The organism is Nodosilinea nodulosa PCC 7104 (assembly GCF_000309385.1).
Lineage (GTDB): Bacteria > Cyanobacteriota > Cyanobacteriia > Phormidesmidales > Phormidesmidaceae > Nodosilinea > Nodosilinea nodulosa.
On sequence record NZ_JH976537.1, the window covers coordinates 1,270,290 to 1,294,106 of the forward strand.

Below are 23,817 nucleotides of genomic sequence, written 5' to 3' on the forward strand. Positions count from 1 at the left end.
TAGCTAACGCGCAGCTTAGGGATATAGAAGACTTTCATACATTCCTTTTCCTTACCCATCCACCCACTGCCCCATCCACGCATCCACGCATCCACGCATCCACGCATCCACGCATCCACCCGCCTACTCATCTACCCACCTCCCTCCCCCATCTCCCCCCTCCGCCCCTTGCCTCTGCCCCAACATCCTGATTGAATAGGGTCACTAAAATAAACTTTTATAACGGGGAGACACCATGTATATCGTGCAGATTGCCTCGGAATGTGCCCCTGTAATCAAGGCTGGGGGATTGGGGGATGTCGTCTACGGCCTGAGCACCGAGCTAGAGAGCCGGGGGCACTGCGTCGAGATTATTTTGCCTAAGTACGATTGCATGCGGTACGACCACATTTGGGGGCTGCACGAGGCCTACCGCGACCTGGTGGTGCCCTGGTATGGCACCGACATTCTCTGTGATGTGCTCTGCGGCTGGGTATACGGTCGGCTGTGCTTCTTTATCGACCCCAAGTCGTGGGAGATGTTTTTTAATCGGGGCTGCTACTACGGCTGCGACGATGATCCGATGCGGTTTGCTTTTTTTAGCAAGGCGGCGATGGAGTTTTTGCTGCGCAGCAACAAGCGGCCCGATGTGATTCACTGCCACGACTGGCAGACGGGGCTGATTCCGGCCATGTTGTTTGAAATTTACAAGTACAACGGCATGGAGTTTCAGCGCACGCTGTACACCATCCACAACTTTAAGCATCAGGGCTTTGGCGGCACCGAAATTTTGCAGGCGACGGGCCTGAATCGACCTGAATACTACTTTCAGTACGATCGCCTGCGCGACAACTTCAACCCCTTTGCGATCAACTTTATGAAGGGGGGCATTACCTACGCCAACCACGTCAATACGGTGTCGCCACACCACGCCTGGGAGGCCCAGTACGGCAGCGAGGGGTTTGGCCTGGGCGGTACCCTGCACGCCAACCAGCACAAATTTTCGGGCATTCTCAACGGCATTGACTATGAGGTGTGGAATCCGGAGAGCGATCGCTACATCCCTCACCACTACAGCCTCACCACCTTTGAAGACAAAGCCCTGAATAAAAAGGAGCTGCGCGATCGCCTGCTGCTGCGCCAGAGCGATCGGCCCCTGGTAGCCTTTATTGGCCGCCTTGACGACCAGAAGGGGGTGCATCTGGTTCACCACGCCATTTACTATGCCCTGGCGCAGGGAGCACAGTTTGTGCTGCTGGGCTCGGCCACTGAGAAGGGCATTAACGACTGGTTCTGGCACGAAAAACTCTTCCTCAACGACAACCCCGACGTGCACCTGGAGCTAAGTTTCAACGAAGAGTTGGCCCACCTGATCTACGCCGGGGCCGACATGATTGTGGTGCCCAGCAACTTTGAACCCTGCGGCCTGACCCAGATGATTGGCCTTAAATACGGCACCGTGCCGATTGTGCGAGGCGTCGGTGGCCTGGTCAACACCGTGTTTGACTGGGACTACGACACCCTCCACGAGCCGGAAGAGCGCAACGGCTTTGTCTTCTTCCAGAGCGACACTGTGGCCTTAGAATCGGCCATGAACCGAGCCTTTGACACCTGGGCCCAGGCCCCCGAGGTGTTTAAGCAAATTGCCCAGCAGGGCATGCAGTACGACTTCTCCTGGAACCATCCGGGGCAAACCTACCTCGAGCTGTATGAGTACATACGGCATAAGTAGCGTACACTACTAATTCCGCTGGCCGGGACAGGACCTGATACCGCATGTTTTCGCAGGCCAGGGAAATCGTTTTCGGCCCAGAAGCGGTTCTTGAGCGCTTGAGAATTAGCGATCGCCCTGGAGAAATGGGCACGCTGGGGAAAGCCGACAAACCCATGCCCTCACCGCCGCTGATTGCTCCTATGTCTGCTAGCTCTGACATTGCCCTGTCTCAACTCACCCGCGCTAAGCTGCTCCGCGGCCAGGGAGATGCCCTCTATGCTATCGGTCGCCACAGTGAGGCACTGTCGCGGTTTCAGGCGGCCCTCAACCTCAACAGCGACGACTATGAGGTGTGGACACTACACGGGTTTTGTCTAGCAGCCCTCAAGCAGTTTGAGGCCTCCGTAGAGAGCTTTAACCAGGCTATTGCTCGCTGCCCTACCTACGGCCTGGCCTGGCACGGCAAGGGCCACGCCCTGGCCAAACTCAGCCACTTTGAAGAGGCTGTCACCCACCTGGAGCGGGCGGTCAAGCTCACTCCTGGCGACAACAAGGCCTGGTACAACCTGGGCACCGCCCAAAACCAGCTGCACCGCTACCGCGACGCTGTCAACAGCTTTGAATACAGCCTCAGGCTCAACCCCCTCGATCACCGCGCCCGCTACAACCAGGGGGTGGCCCTCTGCGGCCTGCATCGCTATGACGACGCCCTGCGGGTGCTACAGCAGGCCCTCGACCACCGGCCCGGCGCCCACTACATCTGGAATCAGCGGGGCACAGTACTGATTCAAATGGGCCGCTACACCGAGGCGATCGCCAGCTTCGAGACCTCTCTAACCCACCAGGCCGACAACCCCAACGCCTGGTACGGCAAAGCCCGCGCCTACGCCATGGTGGGCAACCTGGAGCAGACCCTCAAAAATCTCTACCGCACCTTTGTGCTCAGCCCCTACGTGTACAAGGTCATGGTGCAAATTGATGCCCACTTCGACGGGGTGCGCGACCATCCCAAATTTCAGCGCCTGGTGGAGTGACCCCACCGTCCAGCGAAAGGCCTGGTGGAGGCTTATTCGGTCCCAGACCAGCGACTGACACAGCCCCCTAGCTCCCCCGCCCCCCTGCCCTCCTCTAAGGGGCCAGCTCTCCCAAAATCTTAAATCGCATGTGGTTGACGGCCAGATCGCCCAGGCGAGCCTCGGGGCTGCCTTCAGGGCGAATCAGCTTCTCAAAGGGAATGCCCTTGCCCATCTCGACATGCCACCAGGGGAGGCCCATGAAAAAGCGGGTGGGATAGGGGCCACCCTCCTGCACATCGTCGGGGTTCGACTCCATGGGCACCCAGCCAAAGCCGGGGATATAGAACTCAATCCACACGTGGTTGAAGTCGGGTTCGAGGTAAATGCCGGGCTGGTCGGCGTGGGCCGGGCACTTGTAGCGGCCCACGGTGCGACAGGCGATGCCGTTGAGCCGCATCAGGGCCAGCAGCAGGCCCACGTATTCGCCGCAGGAGCCGCGCCCGCGCAGCAGCACCACATCAGGGGTTTCAATGGCCGGGGTAACCGCGTAGGAAAGCTTGTCGTAGACGTAGTTGCGAATGCTGAGCACCTGGCGCAGCAGGTTAGTTTCGGTGCCCACGCTCTCGCGGGCGGCGGCCTGGATCATGGGTGTGTCCATGGCCAGTTCATCGTCGTCGATCAGGTAGCGGGGGCCGTACTCGGGGGGCAGGGGCGGGGCTGACTCGACCTGGCGGGGGGTGAGCTGGTACTTAAGGCCGTAGATTTCCACCACGGCCTTCCAGCCAAAGAGGTGGCGCTGGTTGGGGTCGAGGCGGTCGAACCTGAAGCTGGCAACTCGCTCGCCGGCCTGCTGCACTTCGGTAAAGGGTAAACCCACAGGCTCTACCGACTTCACCCGCTGGCGATCGGTGCTGGTGGGAAAGGCAATGCGCCACTCAATATTTTCGAGCGGCATGGCGTCTTCTAGGGTGTCAATTTCTTCGACGTAGGTCATCTCGACCAGGTAGCCGTTGGTGCGGCAGTAGTTGGCCTCTTTGTACCAGCGATAGGTGAGCGGGTGAATTAGCGTGCGATCGCGGAAGGTCAGCACGTAGGGTTCTGCGCCGTTGGGGTCTTCCCGCACGTAGGGTTCTTCGTTGGTGTAAGCCACCCAGACTGTGCCGCTGTCGGGGGTGGTGTGGGGCGGCACGGCTAGGCCAGTGGGGGTGGCAAAGGGGGTGAGCATTTTGACCACCAGCTCGCCGGTAGCGCGATCGAGGCAGTACACGCTTTGCTCGACCTGGTCACAGGCCCACAGGTAGTCGCCCCAGACAGAAATATTCTCAACCCCAATGCCGGGGGCCAGAAACTGGGTAATACGCTGGCCCGAGCTGCGATCGCAGACAAAAATGCAGCCCCCTTTTTTGCAGCTGACGTAGAGGGTGTTTTCCCACACGGCAACCCCGTCGGCGGGGTAGGGCAGGGTGAGCACCGGAGTCGGCTGAATGTCTTGCAGGGCCGTGGTATAGACGGTGTGATCGCGGCAAAACCACAGCTGGTCTTGCCAGCAGGCCAGGCCCGTAGCCCCATAGAAGGCCTCCGCCTGGCGCGAGTTGAGAATTTCCACCTGATCGGTTTTGGGGTTGAGGCGCAGCAGGTAGCCGCGAAAGGGATCGACGGCCAGCAGCAGGTCGCCCTGGAGCGCCAGGCCGTAGAGCGCCTTCACCCCAATCGGCTGAATCAACGGCGCGGCTCCTGCCAGAGGGAGAGCCGAAAACATGGGCGAAAGAGATTCAGGCATAGCCAGCGGGGTAACCCAGAACGAAGACAGCAGGCGGCAAGACGAGCTACACCCCACCGCTAACGTCATATCCTAGGGGAAGGGGGCAACAAAAAGTGTAGTTTGCCTAGCCCGGCATCAAAAACCTGGCGAATTTAGATGAAGGGAAGGGTGGAGGGATGGAGGGATGAGGAAGGTGAGGATGATGATGGGGTGGAGCGGCTTCTCACAGGGGAGATGAGAGGTTTTGGATTTTGGATTTTGGGAACTCATCGTCACCTCATCCTCGTCGCCCACCTTACCTTCCCCATCCCCTCGCCTTCCTAATCGCCTCATCTACCTCATCTTCTCCTACTCCGCATCCTGGCCAATCTGCTGCTCAACGGTGCTGATCGCCGCATTGAGGGCCGCCAGACGGGCCTCCAGGGAGTCGCGCCAGGATTTCATCATCTCCAGCTTGTGGCGCTGGTACTGGCGGCGGGCTTCGGCGGAAGGGGGGGCGCAAAAGGGAAAGAACATGGACATTACGGGGGGTAGGAGGATGACGAAACTGTGCAGACCCGGAGGTACTCTGGTCTGAGCCAGCGGAGACAGGGCGGATTGCCGTGGCCCAGCAGAACAGACGACTCCGCTGAGGCAGAGCACCTAAACAAGACTTAACTTTGAATTTAGCTCAGCTAGAAAAAGATCGTCGCCCTATGGTAGGGCACCACCAGTTCCAGTGGCCCATCAGCCCCATGCTGGCAGGCACCAGAATCGAGCGAATCAGCGTCGAGTCGATCAGCACTGCGATCGCAATGCCCAACCCCAGGGCCTTGACAAAAATAATGCTGGTAAAGGCAAAGGATGCCGTCACAATGATGGTCAGCAGGGCCGAACTGGTGATGATGCGCCCGGTGCACTCCAGCCCTTCAGCAATGGCGTGGGTGTTGTTGCCGGTGCGATCGTAGGCCTCTTTTATGCGGGCTAGCAAAAACACCTCGTAGTCCATGGAGAGGCCAAACAGCACGCAAAACAGCACGATGGGCAGCAAAATATCCAGATAGCCCACGGGGGTAAAGTCTAGAACATTCTGGAAATGCCCCTGCTGAAACACAAACACCAGTGCCCCAAAGGATGCCCCGATCGACATGACGTTGAGGAAAATGGCCTTGAGCGGCATCACCACCGACTTAAACAGCCGGGTTAGAGACACAAACGTCACCACAAAAATAGCCCCGATCGCCCAGGGTGAGCGCTGCACGATGATATCGATGGTGTCGAGGCTTTTGGCGGGTTCGCCGCCCACCGTTAGGGTCAGCCCAGGCAGCGATCGCCCCCTCAGATCGCGCACGAGAGCCCGCGATTGGGGGTCGTTGCCGTCGGTAGCGCTGTCGATCGAAATCAGCGTGGTGCCGCCGTTGCTGAGCCGAGCCACCGCTGCCGCCACCGAGGCGAGTGGAATCTGTCCAGGGTTTTGGTAAAGCCGCTGGTAGGTAGCCAGATCGAAGCTGGGGTCGAGGTTGAACAGGCTCTGCACGCTGGCCACCCGGTCGTCAGCCACGAGGGATTCCACCAAAGGGTAGAGGGCTTTTACCGAGTCGGCGGCCAGGATGTCGCTGCCGTTTGCCGTCGTGACAACTAGCTGAATGGGGGTGGTGCGACCGGGGCCAAGAGCCTTCTCCAAAACGTCAACTCCCCGGCGGGCCTGGGCCGCCGCTGGCAGGGCATTGACGTCGCCCAGGCCCCACTGGGCCTGCCAAAAGGGCGCCATCAGCACCAGAATAATGGCCACCACCGCCGCGATCGCCCCGACCCGATAGCGAATCACCTGGCGCGCAAACTGCCCCCAAAAACCACCCTCCGGCCTGGGGGTATACAACCGCCAGCGATTCACCTGGAGACCCAGTATTCCCAGCAGCGCGGGCACTAGGGTGAGCGCCGCCAGCACCGACATCAGCACCACCAGCGACCCGGCCATCCCCAGCGATCGCAGCAGCACCACCGGAAACAGCAGCAGGCTCAGCAGCCCAATGCAGGTGGTCAGGCCCGAGTAAAACACCGCCTCCCCAGCGGTAGCCATGGTGGCGACCACAGCCTCGGGCACCGCCTCCGGTGGCCGCAGGGCCAGCTCCTCCCGAAAGCGGCTCACCATCACCAGGGTAAAATCTATGCCCACCCCCAGCCCCAGCATGGTGGTCAGGGTAACGGCAAAAATAGATACTTCAAAGGACTGGGCGATCGCGTAGATCAGACCGCTGGTAACCGTCACGGTAGCCATCGCCATCGCCACCGGCAGGAGCGCCGCCACCACCGAGCCAAAGATCAGCACCAGCGCAATTAGGGTCAGCGGCAGCGACAGCGCCTCCGCCCGCACCAGATCTGCTTTGCTAATGATCTGGGCTTCGTAGTCCACCACAGCTTTGCCAGTCAGATAGCTGGCCACCCCCGGCGGGGTATCGTCTCGCAGCAGCGCCAGCAGGGCGGCAATGGCGGCATGGGTATCGCCCGCCGCCTGGCTGAGGCCAATCGACCGATAGTCCACGCGGCGGCCCGCCTCGACCGATGCCTGGCCTGCCCCCGCCGTCTCCGGCACCATAGTTTGGCTGACTGACTCAACGGCGGGCAGAGCGGCCAAAGCGCTCAGCAGGGGTTGAAGATCGGGGCGGGGGCCGCTGTCGGCGTACTCAAACACCACCGTCAGAGCCCTGGCGTCCAAACCTAAGCGGTCTTCTAGCAGGCGATCGGCCCGGGCCGCCTCCCCCAGTTCATAGGTTGTGCCGGTACTGTGCAGCACGCTATCGAGGCGGGGAGCAAACAGCCCGCCCACCAGCAGCACCGCCACCCACAGCAGCACCACCAGCCTCCGGTAGCGGTAGGCCAGGTGCCCAAGCGTCGCGAATATAGACTGCCTGCTGGATGGTTGGGGCGATCGCGGCTGGGGCGATTGGTCAGTCAGCTGCTGGCGCACAATATCCTCTCCTGGCCACCCTCTGGCCCATAATGGCTGCTACTGATACGCGCAACGTCCAGGGATGGATGTCTTCAGCCTCAGGCCCGGCTTAAGCACCGAGCCGCCGGGGCAAACCCCAGCACGAGGTTATTTTGGGGGGGCAGCGGTGCATGATAGCGGTAATCGTGGCCGTCATCGCGGCCCATAATCGTTATTTTTTATACCGTTTTAGCCAAAACGTCTATGTGGAAAATCGTCCTAGGTGCTGTTTCCGTCAGCGGGCTTGTGGGCCTTTTGCTGAATCCCCTTGCCCTGCTGCCAGCCCTGTCCTCCAGTCCATCTGTTGCCCCAACGCCAGCCGAGCCCCCAGACTCGACCACCCTGGTACACCTGTTTGAGTGGACCTGGCCCGACATCGCCACCGAGTGCGAAACCTACCTCGGCCCCAACGGCTTCCATGCGGTGCAGATTTCTCCGCCCCAGGAGCATGTGGTGCTGCCCGACTATGGCTACCCCTGGTGGCAGCGATACCAGCCTGTCAGCTACCAGCTTGAAAGCCGCAGCGGCAGTCGCGCCCAGCTACAGGATATGATCGATCGCTGCCACCGGGCCGGTGTCGCCATCTATGCCGACGCGGTGATCAACCACATGGCCGGGTTTGAGTCCGGGGTGGGCAGCGCTGGCACCCACTTCACCAAGTACAACTACCCTGGCCTGTACGAGCCCAGCGATTTTCACCCCTGCCGCCAATCGGTGGCCGACTATGGCAATGCCGAAAACGTCACCCAGTGCGAACTGGTCGGGCTGGCCGACCTCGACACCGGCTCGGCCAGGGTGCAGGCTACCATCGTCAACTACCTGAGTGGGCTGGTAGATATGGGCGTGGCGGGCTTTCGCATCGATGCCGCCAAGCACATTCGCAACCAAGAGCTAGGACAGATTTTGGCTCAGCTGCGCGATCGCCACCCCGAGAGCGATCTCTATATCTATCAGGAGGTCATCGACCCCGGCACTGAGGCCATTCGCCAGCAGGACTACTATCCCAACGGCAATGTGCTCGACGTCAAATACGGCCAGTTTGTGGGCGGAGCCTTTTTGGGCCTGGAGGGCCAAACCCTGGCCAACCTGCAAACCCTGGGCGAGGGCTGGGGCCTGGCCCCTTCGGACAAGGCCGTGGTGTTCATTGACAACCACGATAAGCAGCGGGGCCACGGCGGCGGCGGCCACTACCTGACCTATAAAAATGGCGATCTCTACGCCCTGGCCAATGTGTTTATGCTGGCGTTTCCGTACGGTAAACCCCAGGTGATGTCAAGCTTCGCCTTTGACAACTCCGACCAAGGGCCGCCAGCCTACGCCGACGGCACCACTCGGCCCGTCCACGAGGGTGACACACTCAACTGTTTTGGCGAGTGGGTCTGCGAGCACCGCTGGCCCGCCATTGCGGGCATGGTCGGCTTTCGCAATGCTACCCAGCCCGTGGCTGAGGTCACCGACTGGTGGAGCGACGGAGCCAACCAGATTGCCTTTGGCCGCGGCAGTCTAGGCTTTGTGGCCATCAACCGCGAGGCTACACCGCTAACCCACAGGTTCCAAACCCAGCTGCCCCAGGGCCGCTACTGCAATGTGGTGCAGGGCGGGCTAACCGCCGCCGGCACCGCCTGCGCCAATGACGCCACCGTCGTCCTGGTCAACCGAGCAGGGCAGTTTACCGCTACCCTGCCTGAGATGACGGCCCTGGCGATTCACGTCGACGCCAAGCTGGCGCGGTAGCTCTGGGCGATCGGGCCTGCTTCAGACCGTGACCAGGGGAATGCAGCCCCGAGTCTCAAGGATTGGTCTTACCTCTGAACGTGCCAGCCTGCCAGCGAGAGCGGTCAAGCAACCCGTTTAGCCGCCGCGCTACTCACTATCTGGAGCAGACTTTTGGGCGCGGTAAAACGCCTTGATCGCAAACCGCACCAGCAAAACAAAGCAGGCCAGCACCACCACAAACATGACAATGGGGGCCACCAGGGACAGCACGGCGATCGCGATCGCCCCCAGCAGTTCGGCGACGGCAATGATCAAATTGGTGGCGCCCCCTGTGGTGGCAGTAGACACCAGCCGAGTCAGTCCGTTTAGCCCCTTCACCGTGGCAGCGACCCCGCCCCCGGCCACAATGGCCACGCTCCACTGGGCAAAGGGATCGAGCTGGTTGGCGGCGATCGCCATGAGCATTGTGCCCGCCACCGCCGCCACCGGGAGGGCGATGGTGTCGATCGCATTGTCGAGCCAGGGAACGCTGTAGGCCAAAATCTCCACCACCAGAGCAATGGAAAGGCCCACAAAGGCGGAGCTGCTGCCGAGCCAGGTGATGCCGTCTGCCAGCTCAACGTGGCCAAACAGGGCGGCGGCACTCAGCACCCAAAAGGGCACCACCACCCGAAACCCGGCGGCAACCCCCAGCCCCAGCCCCAGACCAATGCTTTCCAACAGTTGCCAATCCATTATGGGCACATCCATCGTGGGCACATCCATTCCAATTCCCTCAGCAGTATTTTGTGATGGCCAATGCACTCTTGGCCTAAGAATAGCCCCAGAGCCTTCTACTTACCAGGGCAGACGGGTGCCGTCCCAGCTAAAAAATTCGCCGCTGTCGGCGAGGGTCAGGCCGTCCATCACGGTCATCAGCTGCGCCACCGTGCGCTCGACCGAAAACAGTTTCTCCGGCGGCACTCCCCGCTGAAAGGGTGCCGACAGGCGGGTGTCGGTGGTGCCGGGGTGCAGCAGGGCCACGGTGGTCTGGGGGCAGCGGCGGGCGTACTCCAGGGCCGTTGTCTTCATCAGCATGTTCAGGGCGGCCTTAGAAGCCCGGTAGCCGTACCAGCCCCCCAGGCGGTTATCGCCAATGCTGCCCACCTTGGCCGAGATCGCCGCCAGCACACTGGGCTGGTCGTGCTTGAACAGGGGCATCAGGTGCTTGGCCAGCAGCGCCGCACCCACGGCGTTGGTCTGGAACGATCGCAGCAGATTTTCGCCGGTCACCTGCCGCAGGCTTTTCTCCGGCTGAAATTCGCCGTCGTGGAGCACCCCGACGCAGTACACCGCTCGATGCAGCCGGAGGGTATGGGCCTGAATTTGGCCGATCATGGCGGCGATCGCGTCCTCATCGGTGACATCCATCGGCAAACAGGTCAGCCTGGGCTGCCGTGCGGTCAAAGCCAGCAGCCCCTGGGCCGACTCGGGGCGGCGGTAGGTGCCGTACACCCGCTCAAAGCGATCGTCCTGGAGGAGCTGCCGCACAAAGCCCAGGCCAATCCCCTGGCTGGCCCCAACCACCAGGGCAGTTTGGCACATTTCAGTAGATATAGCGGTCAAGGAACCTCCATCTCAGGCGGGTAGTTCTGAACCTCAGCTTGAATTTTAGGCGCTTTGCCTGGCTCTGGCGTTGGAGAAGGCCTGGAGGTAATGCCATCAATCGGGCGATCGCCGGGGTGCAGCGGTGCGATCGCCCGCCAAAATCAGCTCCTCCAGCGCCGTTTGAATGTCGTGGGTCAGCCCCTCCACCGCCGCCTTGGCCGATCGCCGCGACTGGGCATAGTCAGACCAGCGATCGCTGATGTTGATCGGCTCCCCCAGGGTAATCACCGCCTGCCGCGTACCCAACTGGGGACGTTTGGGCACCCGCGTCCCCTTGATCCGCTCCACCAGGTCAAACAGAATCAGCGTGGTTTCGGCAAAGCGCTCAAAGGTGGGGCGATCTTTCACGTAGTGGCCGGTAACCGCCACAAAGCTCTCCGCCAGGCGCATGTGGCGCATGTGCAGAGTTGCCTGCTCCGCCATCCAGTCCGCCAGCCCGCGATCCACAGGCGCTAGCTGCTCCAGATCGGCGTCTTCCCGATAGATGTAGCTCCAGCCCGCCTCTTCGAGGCGGCGGCAGCGGGTGACCAAAGTGCCCGTACTGGGCAGGGCAAAGAACCGTTCCCCCACGGCTAGCGCAGCATCTAAAAGATGGCCTAACCGCTGAGCGATCTGGGCTGAATCGGAGTTATCGATCGGCTGTGCGGCCGGGGTAAACCCGTAAAACCGCTGGTAGAACTGCTCCAGGCGGGCCAGCAAATGCTGTCCCAGGCCGATCAGACGGGGATAGTAATCCTCAGGCTCCATAGCCGCCGGAGCGCTGAACGACTGCACCGGCAGGCCGCAGTCGGCCTCCAGCTGGGCCAGCAGTCGGTTCAGGGCCGCCCAGTCAGGGCGGGGGTAAACGTAGCGCAAGCCCACCGGCAGCAGCAGCACCTGCTCCGATCGGCCCGCCTTTTGCAAATCTTCCACCGCCCAAAAGGCCAGCTGGGCCGTGCCCGGCTCCAGATCGCTGATAATTTCGCCGTGGCCGTTGGTCGCGCCCTCCGGGGCAATGGTGACCGGCAGCGGGGCGGTCATAATCTGCTCGCGCACCGACTTCAGCGCCTTCAGATCGAGCCTGCGGCCCCGGTGCACCGGAATCCCCCCGATCGCCGCAAAAAACCAGCTCAGCCACCGTCCGGCCCACAGCGGCATGCCCCGATCGTACATAAAGAAGCTGTGCAGCGGACGCCTGAGGCCAAAGCCCTGCTGCCGGGCCGCCCGAGGCACCAGCCGCGAAAACAGGTACGACAGGCAGATTGGGTCGTCCACCTGGCTGTGGCGAAAGGCCATGATCAGCCGAATTTTGCCCGCCTGAAACTGGTGAAAGCAGTCCGCCAACACCTCTGGGTTGGGGCAGGTTACCGGCCAAATGCCCGCCGGCAGCCAGGGCCGCAGCCGCAGCCGCAGCATGAGCGGCAGCAGCATGTAGGCCCCTTGCACCACCCAGGGCCTGTAGCGAGGGGGAATAAAGCCCAGGGGGGGCTGAGCGCGGTTCAGCTTCGGCAACGGCAGCCTCCGGGGCGGTAAGCGGGGTTTACATAGCCCACTGTAGGGCACATTTTGAGACTGCGATCGCGGGGAGTATGCCGTTTTGGTTTGCTGGACTAATCCCGTTAAACCAGCCGCATTGCCAGAGATACGCTGCCCCTGCCAAAACCGCTGGCCATAGCCCTCAGATCGGCCAAGGCCTTCTCGCCAAGCGAGAAGGCCTTGGATACAGGATTGGATACAGGACCACACAACCCGGCAGCCCATGGCCATGAACTGCCCCAAAAATAAAAAGTGCCTGACCCCTGAAAGCCCCCTGGGATCAGACACATTTAGCTGAAAAGCACGTTTCAAACAGACCAGCTCTCAGGATCAAATGCCCCCAAGTGAGCCGCTGAACTGACCTGCTTGCGCTCTTCAGAATTAAATTTATTCTCTTCGGTTTGGGGCCTGTCGACGTCCAGAGAATTACTGAACCCCGCCAAATTTCTACCTGGGTCGGCCAGACAGGTTCGGTGGTATTACCCAGGCTAGGGGCGGCAGCCCTGGCCGATGCCCTGGTTAATAAAATAGGGTAGCCTGGCCTGGCGATCGGGCCAGTGGTAGGCCACGTAGCGCAGCACCCAGGGGGCCGACACCAGCAGGCAAAGAATCCCCAGCCACCAGCTGGAGCGAAACTCGGCCAGGGTATCGATGGCGTGGGCCGGGGGCCGGGCGGCGAGAAAATCGATGCCAAATGCGATCGCATTGTTGATGGCGTGGGCCACCATGGGCACCAGCAGCGATCGCGTGCTCAGGTACAGCAGCGACATCACCACCCCAAATACAAACAGCCCAATCAGGTTGGAGTGCAGCACCCCAAACAGCCCCGAGGTCAGCACGATGGCCGGGCGAACGCCCCACTTTACCCCCCAGCGGTGCAGCAGCACGCCGCGAAAAATAAACTCCTCAGTGATGGGGGCCACCACCAGCACCGAAAACAGCATCAGCCCGTTGTAGAGACCGGGGGCCGTAGCCTGGTCGGCAGACAGCAGCAGGGACTGGTGCAGAGTAGCCTCTACCAGCCCCGGCGCCACCAGCGACAGCCCCAGGTACGACACCTGAAAAGCCCCTAGGGAAAACAAGAACACACCGCCTACCAGCCACAGTAGCTGCACCCAGGCCAGCTGTCTGGGCACTGGTCCCAGCAGGGCCGCCAGGTCCAGGGGCAGGCGCCGCATCGCCAGCAAAATCGTCGCGCAAAGGCCAATAAAAACCAGGCTGTAGAGCAGGGGTCCCAAAATGGGATCATCGCCCTGGAAAGGCAGCAAATCTAGCGAACCTAGCGTGCTGAACACCAGCGCCAGGCCAGCGGCAATGGCAAAAAACACAGCCGCCACCAGCCTGGCCTTGAGCACTAGAAACGGATTTTCACACCCTGCCATAGCCCCAAATGTGCCCTGCGAACCGCTGGCCTGAGCGGCCAGCGGCTGTGCTACCGGTTGGCGCGATCGCCTCGGTTTTCATCGATTCAACCATGAATTGCTGAGGGAACGCTATAACTGAGGCACAATGCCCCTAGCGGCACAGCGGGCATTGCTCCGGCTTGGGGCTCTGGCTTGGGGCTGTAGCAAGGCTGGCTGCCGCTACCGTAGGGTGCCCACAGGGTGTTATCAACGGCGACTGTTCTATGCCTCCGGGCCAGCGCCTATCGTGACGGGGGCTGTCATTTTTTTGCTCCAGGGTTCCATGACCAATGCTTCACCAGATTCCGACGCAACTTCCGGCATAATTCTTGTGGCTCCCGTTGGTGACAGCACCCTTGGGCCACTGGTAGCACTGCTGGAGGTCCTGCGGGCGGCGGGCTACGAGGTGCACCATGTGACCGGCGAAGACGACACCATTGCAGCGGCAGCGGCTGAACTCCCCGATTTAATTTTGCTGGCGGTCGATCAGTTCGACACCTCAGCGATGCGCCTGTGCCACCGGCTCAAAAAGCGGCCCCAAACCCGCCAGGTGGCGATCGCTGTCGTGGGCCAAGACCAGGCCCTGGCGCGGCGGCTGCGGGCCTTTGAATTTGGCGTCGTCGACTACATCGATCAATCGCTCTGGGTAGAGGAAGCCGCCGCCCGCATCAAGGCCCAGGTGGCCACCCATCGGCTCCAGCGGCGGCTTCGGCAGCAGGCCCAGCGGGCAGTATCGGCGGGCAGCGCTACCAACTTGCTAGCCGATTTGCAAAAAGCGCTGCGCCGCCAGGCCCAAATTTTGCAGGCTCAAAATCAGCAGCTGCAGCAGGAAATGCAGGAGCGCGAGCAGGCCCAGCAGGCCCTCCGCCTGGAGCAGCAAAAATCAGAGCAGCTGTTGCTCAACATTCTGCCCCGAGCCGTAGTCGACAAGCTCAAGCAGCTGGAGGGATCGCTGGCCGAACGCTTCGACGACGTCACTATTTTGTTCGCCGACATTGTAAACTTCACTCCCCTGGCGGCCCAGATCAGCCCGCTGGAACTGGTCAACTGGCTCAACCAGATATTCTCGGCCTTTGACCGCCTGGCAGAGCAGTACCAGCTCGAAAAGATTAAGACCATTGGCGATGCCTACATGGTGGTAGGGGGGCTGCCGCTACCCCGCCTGGACCACGCCGAAACCATTATGGAAATGGCCCTGGCCATGCAGGAGGCCGCCGCCCACATGACCCGCAACGACGGCCAAAAATTTCAGCTGCGCATTGGCATCAACACCGGACCAGTGGTGGCGGGGGTAATTGGCATCAAGAAGTTTAGCTACGACCTCTGGGGCGACGCGGTCAATATCGCCAGCCGCATGGAGTCCCAGGGGGTGCCCGGCAAAATTCAGATTACCGAGGCTACCTACAGGCGCCTCAAGCACCGCTATGCCTTTGAGGAGGTAGGCGAGGTCATGGTCAAAGGTCATGGCTATTTGACCACTTACCAATACATCGGCCCTGGGCAAAAAGATTGATAGACTGAGGAGGCTAAAAATACGAGGCAGTCGCGCCAGGGTATTTTCTCGGCCGACCACGGCAGTTTCTCCGGCACAATGTTCTCAGGGACATCCCTGTCCAAAGAACGGTCTCCAGGGCCAACGCACGCTTAATTCACATCTCTACCTATGGCGACATTTTTACTGGAAGTTGGCACTGAAGAACTGCCCGCCAGTTTTGTTAGTGATGCCCTCCACCAGTGGCAAACCCGCATTCCTGCCGAGCTAGACGAGCTAGCTCTGAGCCCTGAGGCGGTACATTTTTACGGCACCCCCCGCCGCCTCGCGGTGGTGCTGGACGGGCTACCCCCCCGACAGCCCGATCGCCGGGAAGAGGTAAAAGGCCCCCCGGCCCAAGCTGCCTTCAAAGCCGGCCAGCCCACCCAGGCGGCCCTAGGATTTGCCAAATCCAGGGGGGTAGAGGTGACTGCCCTGGAGGTGCGCGATACCGATAAGGGGGCCTTTGTCTTCGTCAACCAGGACATTCCCGGACGGGCCGCCCCAGACATTTTGATCGAGCTGATTCCCCAGTGGATTTTGGGCTTAGAGGGCAAGCGGTTTATGCGCTGGGGCGACGGCGACCTGCGTTTTCCCCGCCCAATTCGCTGGCTGGTGGCGCTGCTAGATGGCGAGGTGCTGCCGCTGACGCTGGAGAATGGGTCGACGGTATGTGTGAGCGATCGCCTCTCCGAGGGTCACCGGGTCCTGCACCCCGCCCCCGTGCCCCTGCGCCGCGCCCAGGACTATGTAGAGGCCCTGCGCAGCGCCTACGTTGAAATTGACCCCGCCGCCCGCCGCCTGCTGATCGAGCGCCAGGTGAAAGAGGCCGCCAAATCCCTCGGGGGCGTGCCCATGATTTCCCCAGCCCTGCTCAACGAAGTCACCAACCTGGTGGAGTGGCCCACGGCCGTGGTGGGCAAGTTCGACACCGGGTTTCTGGAACTCCCGCCGGAGGTGGCCATCATTGAGATGGAAAGCCACCAGCGCTACTTTCCGCTCAGGCAGAGTGCCGATGGCCTGACGCTGATGCCCTACTTTGTCACCATCTCCAATGGGGACCCCAGCAAACAGGCCATTATTGCCGAGGGCAACGCTCGGGTGATTCGCGCCCGCCTCTCCGACGGCAAATTTTTCTTTGACGCCGATCGCGCTCAGCCGCTCGATGCCTTTGTGGCCAAGCTCGAAACCGTCACCTTTGAAGAACAGCTCGGCTCCATGGCCGCCAAGGTCAAGCGCATTGGGGCGATCGCTGACCACCTCTGCGACCAGCTCAACCTGGCGGCCCAGCCCCGCCAGCACATTCGCCGCGCCGCCTACCTCTGCAAGGCCGATCTGGTGACCCAGATGGTGGGCGAGTTTCCCGAACTGCAAGGGGTAATGGGGCAAAAATACGCCCTCCACAGCGGCGAACCCGAGGCGGTGGCCACGGCCATTTTTGAGCACTACCTGCCGCGCGGTGCCCAGGACCGCCTGCCCCAAACCCTGGTGGGTCAGGTGGTGGGCATTGCCGATCGCCTCGATACCCTGGTGGGCATTTTTAGCACCGGCCAGCTGCCCAAGGGGTCCTCCGACCCCTTTGCCCTGCGGCGGGCGGCCAATGCGGTGCTGAATATTCTCTGGTCGGCGGAGCTGCCCCTCAACCTGGCTCGCCTGCTCGATACGATAGTGTGCGACTTTGCCCAAGACGAGGCTCTCCAGGTCAATGCCCCCGAGGCCCTGCGCACCCAGCTTCAGGACTTCTTTTTGCAGCGGGTGCAGACGCTGCTTCAGGATGAGCTGGGTATCGACTACGACCTGGTCAACGCCGTGCTAGGCGATCGGGCGCTCAGCGATCCGCTTGATGTAAAAGATCGGGCGCTATTTCTGCAGAATATGCGCCACAGCGGCCGCATGGACAAGGTGTACGAAACCGTGAATCGGGCTACTCGCCTGGCCGCCCAGGGCACCCTCGACACCCAGGTGCTCGAACCCGACGGCGTGGTCACCGCCGCCGCCCTGGAGTCCCGCTCTGAACGGGCCTTTTTGGCGGCGCTCCAAACCCTACTGCCCCAGACCCAAGCGGCCCAGGCCAGCCGCAACTACGACCAGCTCGTCGCGGGCCTGGAGCAGGTGGCCCCGGTGGTCAACAACTTTTTTGACGGCCCCGACAGCGTATTGGTGATGGCCGACGATCCGACGGTGCGGCAGAACCGGCTCAACCTGCTGGGCCTGCTGCGCAACCATGCCCTGGTGCTGGGCGACTTTGGGGCGATCGTCAAGGGATAGCGATGCCATGAAAAATGCCCATGTGATTGGTCTCGGCAAGTCGGGGATAGCTGCGGCCAGGTTGCTGCACCGCGAGGGCTGGCAGGTGGTGCTGAGCGATCGCGGCTCCACCCCATCCCTACTCCGCCAGCAGGAAACCCTCCGCCAGGACGGCATCACGGTGCTGCTCGACTACAGCTTTGTGCCCGACAGCCGCACCAACCTGCTGGTGGTCAGTCCCGGCGTGCCCTGGGATAGCTCGGCCCTGGTGACCGCCCGCGAAAACGGCCTGGAGGTGATTGGCGAAACCGAGCTGGCCTGGCGATTTTTGCAGGATCGGCCCTGGATCGGCATTACCGGCACCAACGGTAAAACCACCACCACCGCCCTCACCGCCGCTATTTTTCAGGCGGCAGGATTTTACGCCCCCGCCTGCGGCAACATTGGCTACGCCGCCTGCGAACTGGCCCTCGAAACCACAGTGCCCGACTGGGTGATTGCCGAGCTGAGCAGCTACCAGATCGAGGCCTCGGCCACCCTGTCGCCCCAGATTGGCCTGTGGACCACTCTGACCCCCGACCACCTGCAGCGGCACCGGACGGTCGAAAACTACGCCCACATCAAGGCCACGCTGATGCATCGCTCAGAGCTGGCGGTGCTAAATGGCGACGACCCCTACTTGCGCCAGCATATGCCCGCAGAATTTCCCGACGCCCACTGGACCAGCGTGAACGGCAAGCGGGCGATTTCTCCGCTGCGGCCCTGCGCCTACATCGAAGCCGGCTGGGTGAAGTTTGAGGCTATTCCCATTGTGCAGGTCGATGCGCTGCGGATGGGAGGCGACCACAACCGCCAAAACCTGCTGCTGGCGGTGACCGCCGCCTGCCTGGCAGAGCTGGACGCGGAGGCGATCGCAACCGGCGTCGCCAATTTCCCCGGCGTACCCCACCGGCTAGAGCATATCTGCACCTGGCAGGGCATCGATTTCATCAATGACTCAAAGGCCACCAACTACGATGCTGCCGAGGTGGGGCTGCGATCGGTGAGCGCCCCCACCGTGCTGATTGCCGGCGGCGAAGCCAAGGAGGGGGACGACACCGCCTGGGTCGAGCGCATTCAGGAGCGGGCCGCCACGGTGCTGCTGATCGGCGATGCCGCCCCCCAGTTTGCCCAGCGGCTAGAGACCGCAGGATACCGCAGCTACGAAATTGTTGAGACCATGGACCGGGCCGTAGATCGGGGAGCCGCGATCGCGGCATCGCTCGGTACAGCCGTGGTGCTGCTCTCCCCCGCCTGCGCCAGCTTCGACCAGTATCCCAACTTTGAGCAGCGGGGCGATCATTTCCGCCAGCTCTGTCAGCAGCGCTTTCAGTAGGCACGCCCAGGCTCCTCGCCAACTAGCGGGGGCTGGTTGACTCCGCAGGCGATCGCCTAATACTCAATCCTGCTCGGCTAGCTGAGAATGCTGTTGCCATACCCAGCCGCAAGCGGTGGAATAGCGGCTACTCCTCTACCCGGTAGCCAAAGTCTTCCAGGCGGCTGCGGGACTGTCGCCACTTGGGCACCACCTTCGCAAACAGCTCCAGATAGACCTGGCCCATCACCAGCTTTTGGATTTGCTGGCGGGCATCAGAGCCGATCACCTTCAGCATGCTGCTTTTTTTGCCGATTTCTCAGGGCGGATGCTTACCAGTCGCGGCTAAAACCCTGCGAAGATTGACGACACCATCCCGATTGAGCGCCAGTTTGTCTACGGTTGCCCTACCAATGGGTGTGATGCCCAGCATGAGGGTTAAGTCTTGGCTCCAGACAAAGTGTGCTTGCCACTGGTGCTGGCGCGGATTGTAGAGCGAAATCATACGGCCTGTCACAGGGTCGTAGGCTTTGGTTTGAACATACTTGCGGTTGTTGCAGCCCTGGCAAGCCAACGCTAAATTCTCCAAATCGTCGCTGCCGCCCTTGGAGCGAGGAATGATGTGCTCGATGGAAAAAGGGTCTGGGGAATATCTAGCCTGGCAAAGACAGTACTCACAACAACCAGAGGCGCGTTCTGCAACGGCTTGTTTTTGTGACGAACTCAGTGGGGGCTTAGCCATAGACAGCAGGCTTGATGCCTAGATCGTCCATAACGTCGTCCAAAGATTGCTGTCGTAGCGCGGCGAGTTGTACGAGGGCCTGAATACGCTCTACGTTGAGAGCCTCGATCTGATCTGAAATCTCAATTAGTCGATGATGCTCATTGGCGGTTAAGGTCTCGGTCTGACGCTTGTCGATGAGGGCATAGTACTCGTCCCACACATCGGTGGAGAGGCCGAGATTGATTTGCTGAAGTAAATCAGCTTCTGCCGCGGGCAACTGGGTAGCGATCGCCTTGTTAGCCGCTAACCGAGTATGCAAGGTTTCTAAGATATAGCGCTGCGGATCAAGCCCCTGCTTAGCGGCTTCTACCCGAAGCTGTGCTTCCAACTCTGGGGAGAGATCGAGCGTGATCTGAGTCATAAGTCAAATAAGAGGCTTAACCTCTATTCTGGCAAGTCTGCCTTAAAAAGGCAGTTAGTTTTTGGGGCTTGATCAAGCTTAAGCCGATACAAGGGATCATTCGGCATCACCCGCCCGCCCAAACCTCTGAAGATGAATGAAATGCAGAGTGTCGCAGGTCGGGTGCATGCTGTTGTTATACTGCTGAAGCAGACGCCCCAAACGAACTCTTCCGGCGCTCCCGCCTTTTCCCAGGTCTTGTAATCGATGTATTCATCTCCCCAAGAGATACGCCACACCCTGTCCTCGACACTGGTCGTGACATATGCCATCACACAATGTGTGAAACGATAAAAGCAACGTGCCGCGATATATGATCGCTTCCCATCGGGAGTAGCGGTAGGTACATCGACAACGATGTCGTAGTCCCTCATGTACGGGGTAAAGTGATGCTCGACAATGGCGCTGTCGAACATCGGGCCTGACTCTAGCCTTTCTTTTACAGTTTGCGTCATGGAGTAAAGTTGTAACGGTCTAATATCAAGTCCGGCCAATTAGCCTAAGAATTGTAGGCCGCTAACCCTTGCCTGCCCTAATTCCATAGTGTGGTCGATTAAGCGGACTTGATATAACAGTGTTTCAGTACCCCGTTGCAGACCTAGCGCAGGAATTAGCCGATGTCATTTAGCTCTACTCTTCCACGCGGTAGCCGAAGTCTTCCAGGCGGCTGCGGGACTGTCGCCACTTGGGCACCACCTTTACAAATAGCTCTAGGTAGACCTGGCCCATGACCAACTTTTGAATTTGCTGACGGGCGTCGGAGCCGATCACCTTCAGCATGCTGCCTTTCTTGCCGATCAAAATGCCCTTTTGCGACTCGCGCTCGACGTGGATGGTGGCGAGAATGCGGGTGATATTGGTGTCTTCTTCCACGCGATCGACGGCGATCGCCACCGAGTGCGGCACTTCCTCCCGCGTATTCAGCAAAATCTGCTCGCGAATCAGCTCGCCCATGATGAAGCGCTCGGGCTGGTCGGTGACCAGATCCGGGGGGTAGTAGTAGGGACCGGGGTCGAGCTGGTCAATCAGCGTCGCCAGCAAAGTATCTAAGCTAGTTTCGTGCAGGGCCGAAAACTTGACCAGGGGCCAGCCGTGGGCGTCAGCGAGGGATTGATAGCTGGCGTCGAGGGGGGCGATCGCCTCAGCCTGCTCGGGCTGCTGGTCAACTTTGTTCATGCCCAAAATCACCGGGCCGCTGGAGTGGGCCAGCAGCTCGGCCACAAACTGATCGCCCCGCCCCGCCTCGGCGCTGCCGTCGACCACAAACAGCGTGGCATCTACCGAGTCGATCGCCATGCGGGCGTTTTTAACCAAAATTTTGCCCAGCTCGTGGTGGGGCTTGTGGATACCGGGGGTATCGACAAAAATAATCTGCGCCTGATCGGTGGAGAGAATGCCCCGCAGACGGTTGCGGGTGGTCTGGGCGGTGGGGGAGGTGATCGCCACCTTCTGGCCCACCAGGGCATTCATCAGGGTCGATTTGCCCACGTTGGGGCGGCCCACAATGCCCACAAACCCCGACTTAAACCCCTCCGGCGGGGTGGGGATGGCGCTGTAACCGACCGGGTCAAAGGTATCGACCATGCTAATAGCCTGTGACATGAATGACGACCTCACGGGCCGAACCCCGCGCCCGGTGCTCCCACAGGTAGATGCCCTGCCAGGTGCCCAGGGCCAGCCGCCCCTGCATCACCGGAATGGTCTCGCTGGTGTGGGTGAGCGCCGTGCGAATGTGGCCGGGCATGTCGTCGGGGCCTTCGGTGCTGTGGATGTAGTGGTTGCCCTCGGGCACTAGCTTAGCCAGGAAATTCTCCAGGTCTACCAGCACGTCGGGGTCGGCGTTTTCCTGAATGATCAAGCTGGCGGAGGTGTGGCGCAAAAACACGGTGCACAGCCCGGTCTCGACCCCTGAGGCCCGCACAACCTCCTGCACCTGGTTAGTGAAGCGGTGCAGGGTTTTGCCCTGCGATCGCAGCGTGAGCACCTGCTGATGGTGGCGGGTGGTGGCGGTGGAAGGTGTCATTGCCCAATTCTCAGAATAGACCGTTCTCTATTCTGTCAGAATTAATCCCCTCTGTCAGAATTAATCACCCTCAGGGGAAATTTGTTTTGCGGCCGTTTTACCGAGCGATTTTACCGGCGCAAGGCTACTCGACACTCAGGGGCACTAGGCGACCCTGGGCGGTCAGCCCCAGCCGCATAGGGGCATGGGCGGAAATGGGGTGGCCGGTTAAAGCGCACACCTGATCGCGCTCCGCCACGGCCCCAAAGCTGGCGCAAATGTCGTTGGGCTGGATCTGGGCATGGCCCTCGGCGGAGCTTTGCTCTACGTACTGCCACAGAATGTCGCGAATCAACGCCTGATACCCCCGATCGCCCGCCAGAGACTTGAGTTTTTCCTTCAGCGATCGCTCCAGGCGAATGCTGGTCACTTCCATATCAGTGGTCGATACGCGGGTTAGGGTTGGCATCGGTGGGCTCACCTCCAAAAAGAACAGCAAAAATATTTCCCGTGTCAGTCACAACTGGAGGGCTGGGGCCACTAACCTATGGCACATCCTGCCCTTAACTATCAGTTTAGACAGACTAGACACGTTTGTATTACACGTGTAGTATTAACGTTATTCGAGGGTCTCCGTCAAGCCTCAGCTTTCTGAGCCACAGGTCTTGAGCGAAACGATGCCCTCACTGCCTTCCTGAGCCTTGCTGTTTTACGCTTGAGGAACTCCGCCATGCAACGGATCTTGTCTACTGGCACCGCATTTACTATCGCCACCACCACGGGCGACGCTGGCCAGCTGGGCATGGTGGCGGAGTTTAGTGGATATTTTAGTGGCCTAATTAGCCGCCTGATTTGCCCCATGATTGGGGGCGGCGCACTGGGCGATCGCTGTGAAGCAGATCTATCTCCAGGGAAAGCCCTCTGGAACGATCTTGTCCTGTGGTTTTGGCCATTCCTCGGTTTAGCGGGATGGTTTGGCCTGGGTGACGGCCTCGGTAAGCCGGACTTCGACGATTGCGCCCGGCGGCGATATCTCCACTATTTCTCCCAGCATTCTGTGTTTCAGCATTAACCTGACCGCCCAACTGGTGCACCGCCTTGGGGTTCACTCCCCAGGAATGGCCGTTTTTGGCTAATTCCGTTTCGATTGGGCTCCAGATCTGGGTTTACAGCCGTATTGCCGGTTCTGGCCTTTCTTCAGAAAGCCAGCGCTTCGCATCGATACCCACCCGCAGCACCGCCCTGCAAGGCGGCCGCCGCCCGTGGACCACCGTGCGATCGCTGGACAGGCCAGGTTTTAGGACTATTGCCGCCTGGACACAGCAGACTTTAGCGCCGAAACTAGTTCATAAGTATTAAGGCATGAGGGATCATGTTGAAGCTGACCTATTCCGATGCAGACTTCTTGATTGAGCATTTAGATGTCACCGTAGAAGCCATGGTGACCCAGCGCAGCCTGGTGGCCGTGCGGGCCGGACAACCGCTAGTGGTGCAGCCGGGGTACGGGGCCTTTGCTCTGCCCGCCGACCTGCCGGGGGTAGCCGCGCTCAAGGCCAGAGGGCGGGGGGCGATCGACGTTGGCCCCTGCGATATCGACTGGCTTGAAGTAACCCTACGGGGCACCTGGCTGGCCGACAATAGCGCCGCTGCCGAAGGCATTTTGGTGGCCGAACTCGGCCCAGAGCTGGAGCAACACCTGGTCACGCTTTGGGAACGCAGCCGGTGCCTACAGGCAGCCTGTGTTGAGACCCTGCGAGGCCGCTAGATTAACCCCTCGGG

22 protein-coding genes and 1 pseudogene are annotated in these 23,817 nt (G+C 60.7%); 9 read left to right on the forward strand and 14 right to left on the reverse strand.

The window, feature by feature from the left end; all coding sequences use genetic code 11:
• Nucleotides 1-235: 235 nt before the first annotated feature.
• Together glgA and LEPTO7104_RS0105580 are read left to right on the forward strand one after the other, a co-directional pair.
• Nucleotides 236-1,711, forward strand: a complete 1,476-nt coding sequence (gene glgA / locus LEPTO7104_RS0105575) for a glycogen synthase GlgA (RefSeq protein ID WP_017297567.1) — start codon at nucleotides 236-238, stop codon at nucleotides 1,709-1,711.
• A 44-nt stretch (nucleotides 1,712-1,755) separates the two neighbouring features.
• Nucleotides 1,756-2,727: a tetratricopeptide repeat protein gene (locus tag LEPTO7104_RS0105580; RefSeq protein WP_017297568.1), complete on the forward strand. Its 972-nt coding sequence runs from the start codon at nucleotides 1,756-1,758 to the stop codon at nucleotides 2,725-2,727.
• A 94-nt stretch (nucleotides 2,728-2,821) separates the two neighbouring features.
• Here the strand turns inward: LEPTO7104_RS0105580 and LEPTO7104_RS0105585 are convergent, their stop codons facing one another.
• The 3 genes from LEPTO7104_RS0105585 to LEPTO7104_RS32890 all read right to left on the reverse strand — a co-directional run bounded on the left by LEPTO7104_RS0105585 (nucleotide 2,822) and on the right by LEPTO7104_RS32890 (nucleotide 7,418).
• Nucleotides 2,822-4,468 carry a transglutaminase-like domain-containing protein gene (locus tag LEPTO7104_RS0105585; RefSeq protein WP_026072399.1) on the reverse strand — a complete coding sequence of 549 codons (1,647 nt, stop codon included), beginning with the start codon at nucleotides 4,466-4,468 and terminating at the stop codon, nucleotides 2,822-2,824.
• A gap of 351 nt (nucleotides 4,469-4,819) precedes the next feature.
• The gene (locus LEPTO7104_RS41155; protein WP_017297571.1) at nucleotides 4,820-4,987 is read right to left on the reverse strand and encodes a hypothetical protein; all 168 of its coding nucleotides are present in this window, start codon (nucleotides 4,985-4,987) and stop codon (nucleotides 4,820-4,822) included.
• A gap of 154 nt (nucleotides 4,988-5,141) precedes the next feature.
• Nucleotides 5,142-7,418, reverse strand: a complete 2,277-nt coding sequence (locus tag LEPTO7104_RS32890; RefSeq protein WP_017297572.1) for an MMPL family transporter — start codon at nucleotides 7,416-7,418, stop codon at nucleotides 5,142-5,144.
• A 225-nt stretch (nucleotides 7,419-7,643) separates the two neighbouring features.
• On the opposite strand from LEPTO7104_RS32890, the gene LEPTO7104_RS0105610 reads away from it, so the two are divergent.
• A complete protein-coding gene (locus tag LEPTO7104_RS0105610) occupies nucleotides 7,644-9,173 on the forward strand; it encodes an alpha-amylase (protein ID WP_017297574.1) in 1,530 nt (509 codons plus the stop codon).
• 129 nt (nucleotides 9,174-9,302) lie between these two features.
• Here LEPTO7104_RS0105610 and LEPTO7104_RS0105615 read toward each other — a convergent pair whose 3' ends face one another.
• The 4 genes from LEPTO7104_RS0105615 to LEPTO7104_RS0105630 all read right to left on the reverse strand — a co-directional run bounded on the left by LEPTO7104_RS0105615 (nucleotide 9,303) and on the right by LEPTO7104_RS0105630 (nucleotide 13,699).
• Nucleotides 9,303-9,920: a DUF4126 domain-containing protein gene (locus tag LEPTO7104_RS0105615; protein ID WP_017297575.1), complete on the reverse strand. Its 618-nt coding sequence runs from the start codon at nucleotides 9,918-9,920 to the stop codon at nucleotides 9,303-9,305.
• Between the two features lie 72 nt (nucleotides 9,921-9,992).
• Nucleotides 9,993-10,739: an SDR family NAD(P)-dependent oxidoreductase gene (locus tag LEPTO7104_RS0105620; protein WP_017297576.1), complete on the reverse strand. Its 747-nt coding sequence runs from the start codon at nucleotides 10,737-10,739 to the stop codon at nucleotides 9,993-9,995.
• 117 nt (nucleotides 10,740-10,856) lie between these two features.
• Entirely contained in the window at nucleotides 10,857-12,293 is a 1,437-nt protein-coding gene (locus tag LEPTO7104_RS0105625; RefSeq protein ID WP_017297577.1) for a 1-acyl-sn-glycerol-3-phosphate acyltransferase, read from the reverse strand.
• A gap of 512 nt (nucleotides 12,294-12,805) precedes the next feature.
• On the reverse strand, nucleotides 12,806-13,699 hold the full coding sequence (locus tag LEPTO7104_RS0105630; protein ID WP_017297578.1) for a CPBP family intramembrane glutamic endopeptidase: 894 nt from the start codon (nucleotides 13,697-13,699) through the stop codon (nucleotides 12,806-12,808).
• A gap of 352 nt (nucleotides 13,700-14,051) precedes the next feature.
• Between LEPTO7104_RS0105630 and LEPTO7104_RS0105635 the strand changes: the two genes are divergently transcribed.
• The 3 genes from LEPTO7104_RS0105635 to murD all read left to right on the forward strand — a co-directional run bounded on the left by LEPTO7104_RS0105635 (nucleotide 14,052) and on the right by murD (nucleotide 18,873).
• Entirely contained in the window at nucleotides 14,052-15,233 is a 1,182-nt protein-coding gene (locus LEPTO7104_RS0105635; RefSeq protein WP_225886930.1) for an adenylate/guanylate cyclase domain-containing protein, read from the forward strand.
• A 150-nt stretch (nucleotides 15,234-15,383) separates the two neighbouring features.
• Nucleotides 15,384-17,519, forward strand: a complete 2,136-nt coding sequence (gene glyS / locus LEPTO7104_RS0105640) for a glycine--tRNA ligase subunit beta (RefSeq protein ID WP_017297580.1) — start codon at nucleotides 15,384-15,386, stop codon at nucleotides 17,517-17,519.
• A gap of 7 nt (nucleotides 17,520-17,526) precedes the next feature.
• A complete protein-coding gene (gene murD / locus LEPTO7104_RS0105645) occupies nucleotides 17,527-18,873 on the forward strand; it encodes a UDP-N-acetylmuramoyl-L-alanine--D-glutamate ligase (RefSeq protein WP_017297581.1) in 1,347 nt (448 codons plus the stop codon).
• A 127-nt stretch (nucleotides 18,874-19,000) separates the two neighbouring features.
• On the opposite strand, the pseudogene LEPTO7104_RS37955 reads toward murD, so the two are convergent.
• From LEPTO7104_RS37955 to LEPTO7104_RS0105680, 7 genes and pseudogenes are all read right to left on the reverse strand, one after another.
• Nucleotides 19,001-19,168 (reverse strand): annotated as a pseudogene (locus LEPTO7104_RS37955) (KH domain-containing protein); the annotation flags it as partial.
• A 3-nt stretch (nucleotides 19,169-19,171) separates the two neighbouring features.
• Nucleotides 19,172-19,594 (reverse strand): HNH endonuclease, encoded by a 423-nt coding sequence (locus LEPTO7104_RS0105655; RefSeq protein WP_026072401.1) that lies wholly within the window; start codon nucleotides 19,592-19,594, stop codon nucleotides 19,172-19,174.
• Nucleotides 19,587-19,997 carry a hypothetical protein gene (locus tag LEPTO7104_RS0105660; RefSeq protein WP_017297584.1) on the reverse strand — a complete coding sequence of 137 codons (411 nt, stop codon included), beginning with the start codon at nucleotides 19,995-19,997 and terminating at the stop codon, nucleotides 19,587-19,589. Before LEPTO7104_RS0105660 ends, LEPTO7104_RS0105655 begins: the two co-directional genes overlap by 8 nt.
• A gap of 23 nt (nucleotides 19,998-20,020) precedes the next feature.
• The gene (locus LEPTO7104_RS36755; protein WP_017297585.1) at nucleotides 20,021-20,491 is read right to left on the reverse strand and encodes a YxiG-like protein; all 471 of its coding nucleotides are present in this window, start codon (nucleotides 20,489-20,491) and stop codon (nucleotides 20,021-20,023) included.
• A gap of 175 nt (nucleotides 20,492-20,666) precedes the next feature.
• Nucleotides 20,667-21,638, reverse strand: coding sequence for a GTPase Era (era, locus tag LEPTO7104_RS0105670; protein WP_155523533.1), 972 nt, complete (start codon nucleotides 21,636-21,638; stop codon nucleotides 20,667-20,669).
• A complete protein-coding gene (locus LEPTO7104_RS0105675) occupies nucleotides 21,622-22,059 on the reverse strand; it encodes a secondary thiamine-phosphate synthase enzyme YjbQ (protein WP_017297587.1) in 438 nt (145 codons plus the stop codon). Before LEPTO7104_RS0105675 ends, era begins: the two co-directional genes overlap by 17 nt.
• A 124-nt stretch (nucleotides 22,060-22,183) precedes the next feature.
• Nucleotides 22,184-22,507, reverse strand: a complete 324-nt coding sequence (locus tag LEPTO7104_RS0105680) for a ribbon-helix-helix domain-containing protein (protein ID WP_017297588.1) — start codon at nucleotides 22,505-22,507, stop codon at nucleotides 22,184-22,186.
• Between the two features lie 261 nt (nucleotides 22,508-22,768).
• Here LEPTO7104_RS0105680 and LEPTO7104_RS0105685 point away from each other — a divergent pair, with 261 nt between their 5' ends.
• Genes LEPTO7104_RS0105685 through LEPTO7104_RS0105690 form a run of 3 tightly spaced genes read left to right on the forward strand, consistent with a single transcriptional unit; the run spans nucleotide 22,769 to nucleotide 23,803 of the window.
• Complete coding sequence (locus tag LEPTO7104_RS0105685) at nucleotides 22,769-23,110, forward strand: hypothetical protein (RefSeq protein ID WP_017297589.1); 342 nt, start codon at nucleotides 22,769-22,771, stop codon at nucleotides 23,108-23,110.
• A 56-nt stretch (nucleotides 23,111-23,166) separates the two neighbouring features.
• Complete coding sequence (locus LEPTO7104_RS39910; protein WP_155523534.1) at nucleotides 23,167-23,397, forward strand: hypothetical protein; 231 nt, start codon at nucleotides 23,167-23,169, stop codon at nucleotides 23,395-23,397.
• A 13-nt stretch (nucleotides 23,398-23,410) separates the two neighbouring features.
• Nucleotides 23,411-23,803: an alr0857 family protein gene (locus tag LEPTO7104_RS0105690; protein WP_017297590.1), complete on the forward strand. Its 393-nt coding sequence runs from the start codon at nucleotides 23,411-23,413 to the stop codon at nucleotides 23,801-23,803.
• Nucleotides 23,804-23,817 lie beyond the last annotated feature (14 nt).

Bases quoted from the DNA above. Each gene is read 5' to 3' on its own strand.
- glgA (WP_017297567.1), top strand. From the start codon at position 236: ATGTATATCGTGCAGATTGCCTCGGAATGTGCCCCTGTAATCAAGGCT.
- LEPTO7104_RS0105580 (WP_017297568.1), top strand. From the start codon at position 1,756: ATGTTTTCGCAGGCCAGGGAAATCGTTTTCGGCCCAGAAGCGGTTCTT.
- LEPTO7104_RS0105585 (WP_026072399.1), bottom strand. From the start codon at position 4,468: ATGTTTTCGGCTCTCCCTCTGGCAGGAGCCGCGCCGTTGATTCAGCCG.
- LEPTO7104_RS41155 (WP_017297571.1), bottom strand. From the start codon at position 4,987: ATGTTCTTTCCCTTTTGCGCCCCCCCTTCCGCCGAAGCCCGCCGCCAG.
- LEPTO7104_RS0105610 (WP_017297574.1), top strand. From the start codon at position 7,644: ATGTGGAAAATCGTCCTAGGTGCTGTTTCCGTCAGCGGGCTTGTGGGC.
- LEPTO7104_RS0105615 (WP_017297575.1), bottom strand. From the start codon at position 9,920: ATGGATGTGCCCACGATGGATGTGCCCATAATGGATTGGCAACTGTTG.
- LEPTO7104_RS0105620 (WP_017297576.1), bottom strand. From the start codon at position 10,739: ATGTGCCAAACTGCCCTGGTGGTTGGGGCCAGCCAGGGGATTGGCCTG.
- LEPTO7104_RS0105630 (WP_017297578.1), bottom strand. From the start codon at position 13,699: ATGGCAGGGTGTGAAAATCCGTTTCTAGTGCTCAAGGCCAGGCTGGTG.
- glyS (WP_017297580.1), top strand. From the start codon at position 15,384: ATGGCGACATTTTTACTGGAAGTTGGCACTGAAGAACTGCCCGCCAGT.
- murD (WP_017297581.1), top strand. From the start codon at position 17,527: ATGAAAAATGCCCATGTGATTGGTCTCGGCAAGTCGGGGATAGCTGCG.
- LEPTO7104_RS0105655 (WP_026072401.1), bottom strand. From the start codon at position 19,594: ATGGCTAAGCCCCCACTGAGTTCGTCACAAAAACAAGCCGTTGCAGAA.
- LEPTO7104_RS0105660 (WP_017297584.1), bottom strand. From the start codon at position 19,997: ATGACTCAGATCACGCTCGATCTCTCCCCAGAGTTGGAAGCACAGCTT.
- LEPTO7104_RS36755 (WP_017297585.1), bottom strand. From the start codon at position 20,491: ATGACGCAAACTGTAAAAGAAAGGCTAGAGTCAGGCCCGATGTTCGAC.
- era (WP_155523533.1), bottom strand. From the start codon at position 21,638: ATGTCACAGGCTATTAGCATGGTCGATACCTTTGACCCGGTCGGTTAC.
- LEPTO7104_RS0105675 (WP_017297587.1), bottom strand. From the start codon at position 22,059: ATGACACCTTCCACCGCCACCACCCGCCACCATCAGCAGGTGCTCACG.
- LEPTO7104_RS0105680 (WP_017297588.1), bottom strand. From the start codon at position 22,507: ATGCCAACCCTAACCCGCGTATCGACCACTGATATGGAAGTGACCAGC.
- LEPTO7104_RS0105685 (WP_017297589.1), top strand. From the start codon at position 22,769: ATGCAACGGATCTTGTCTACTGGCACCGCATTTACTATCGCCACCACC.
- LEPTO7104_RS0105690 (WP_017297590.1), top strand. From the start codon at position 23,411: ATGTTGAAGCTGACCTATTCCGATGCAGACTTCTTGATTGAGCATTTA.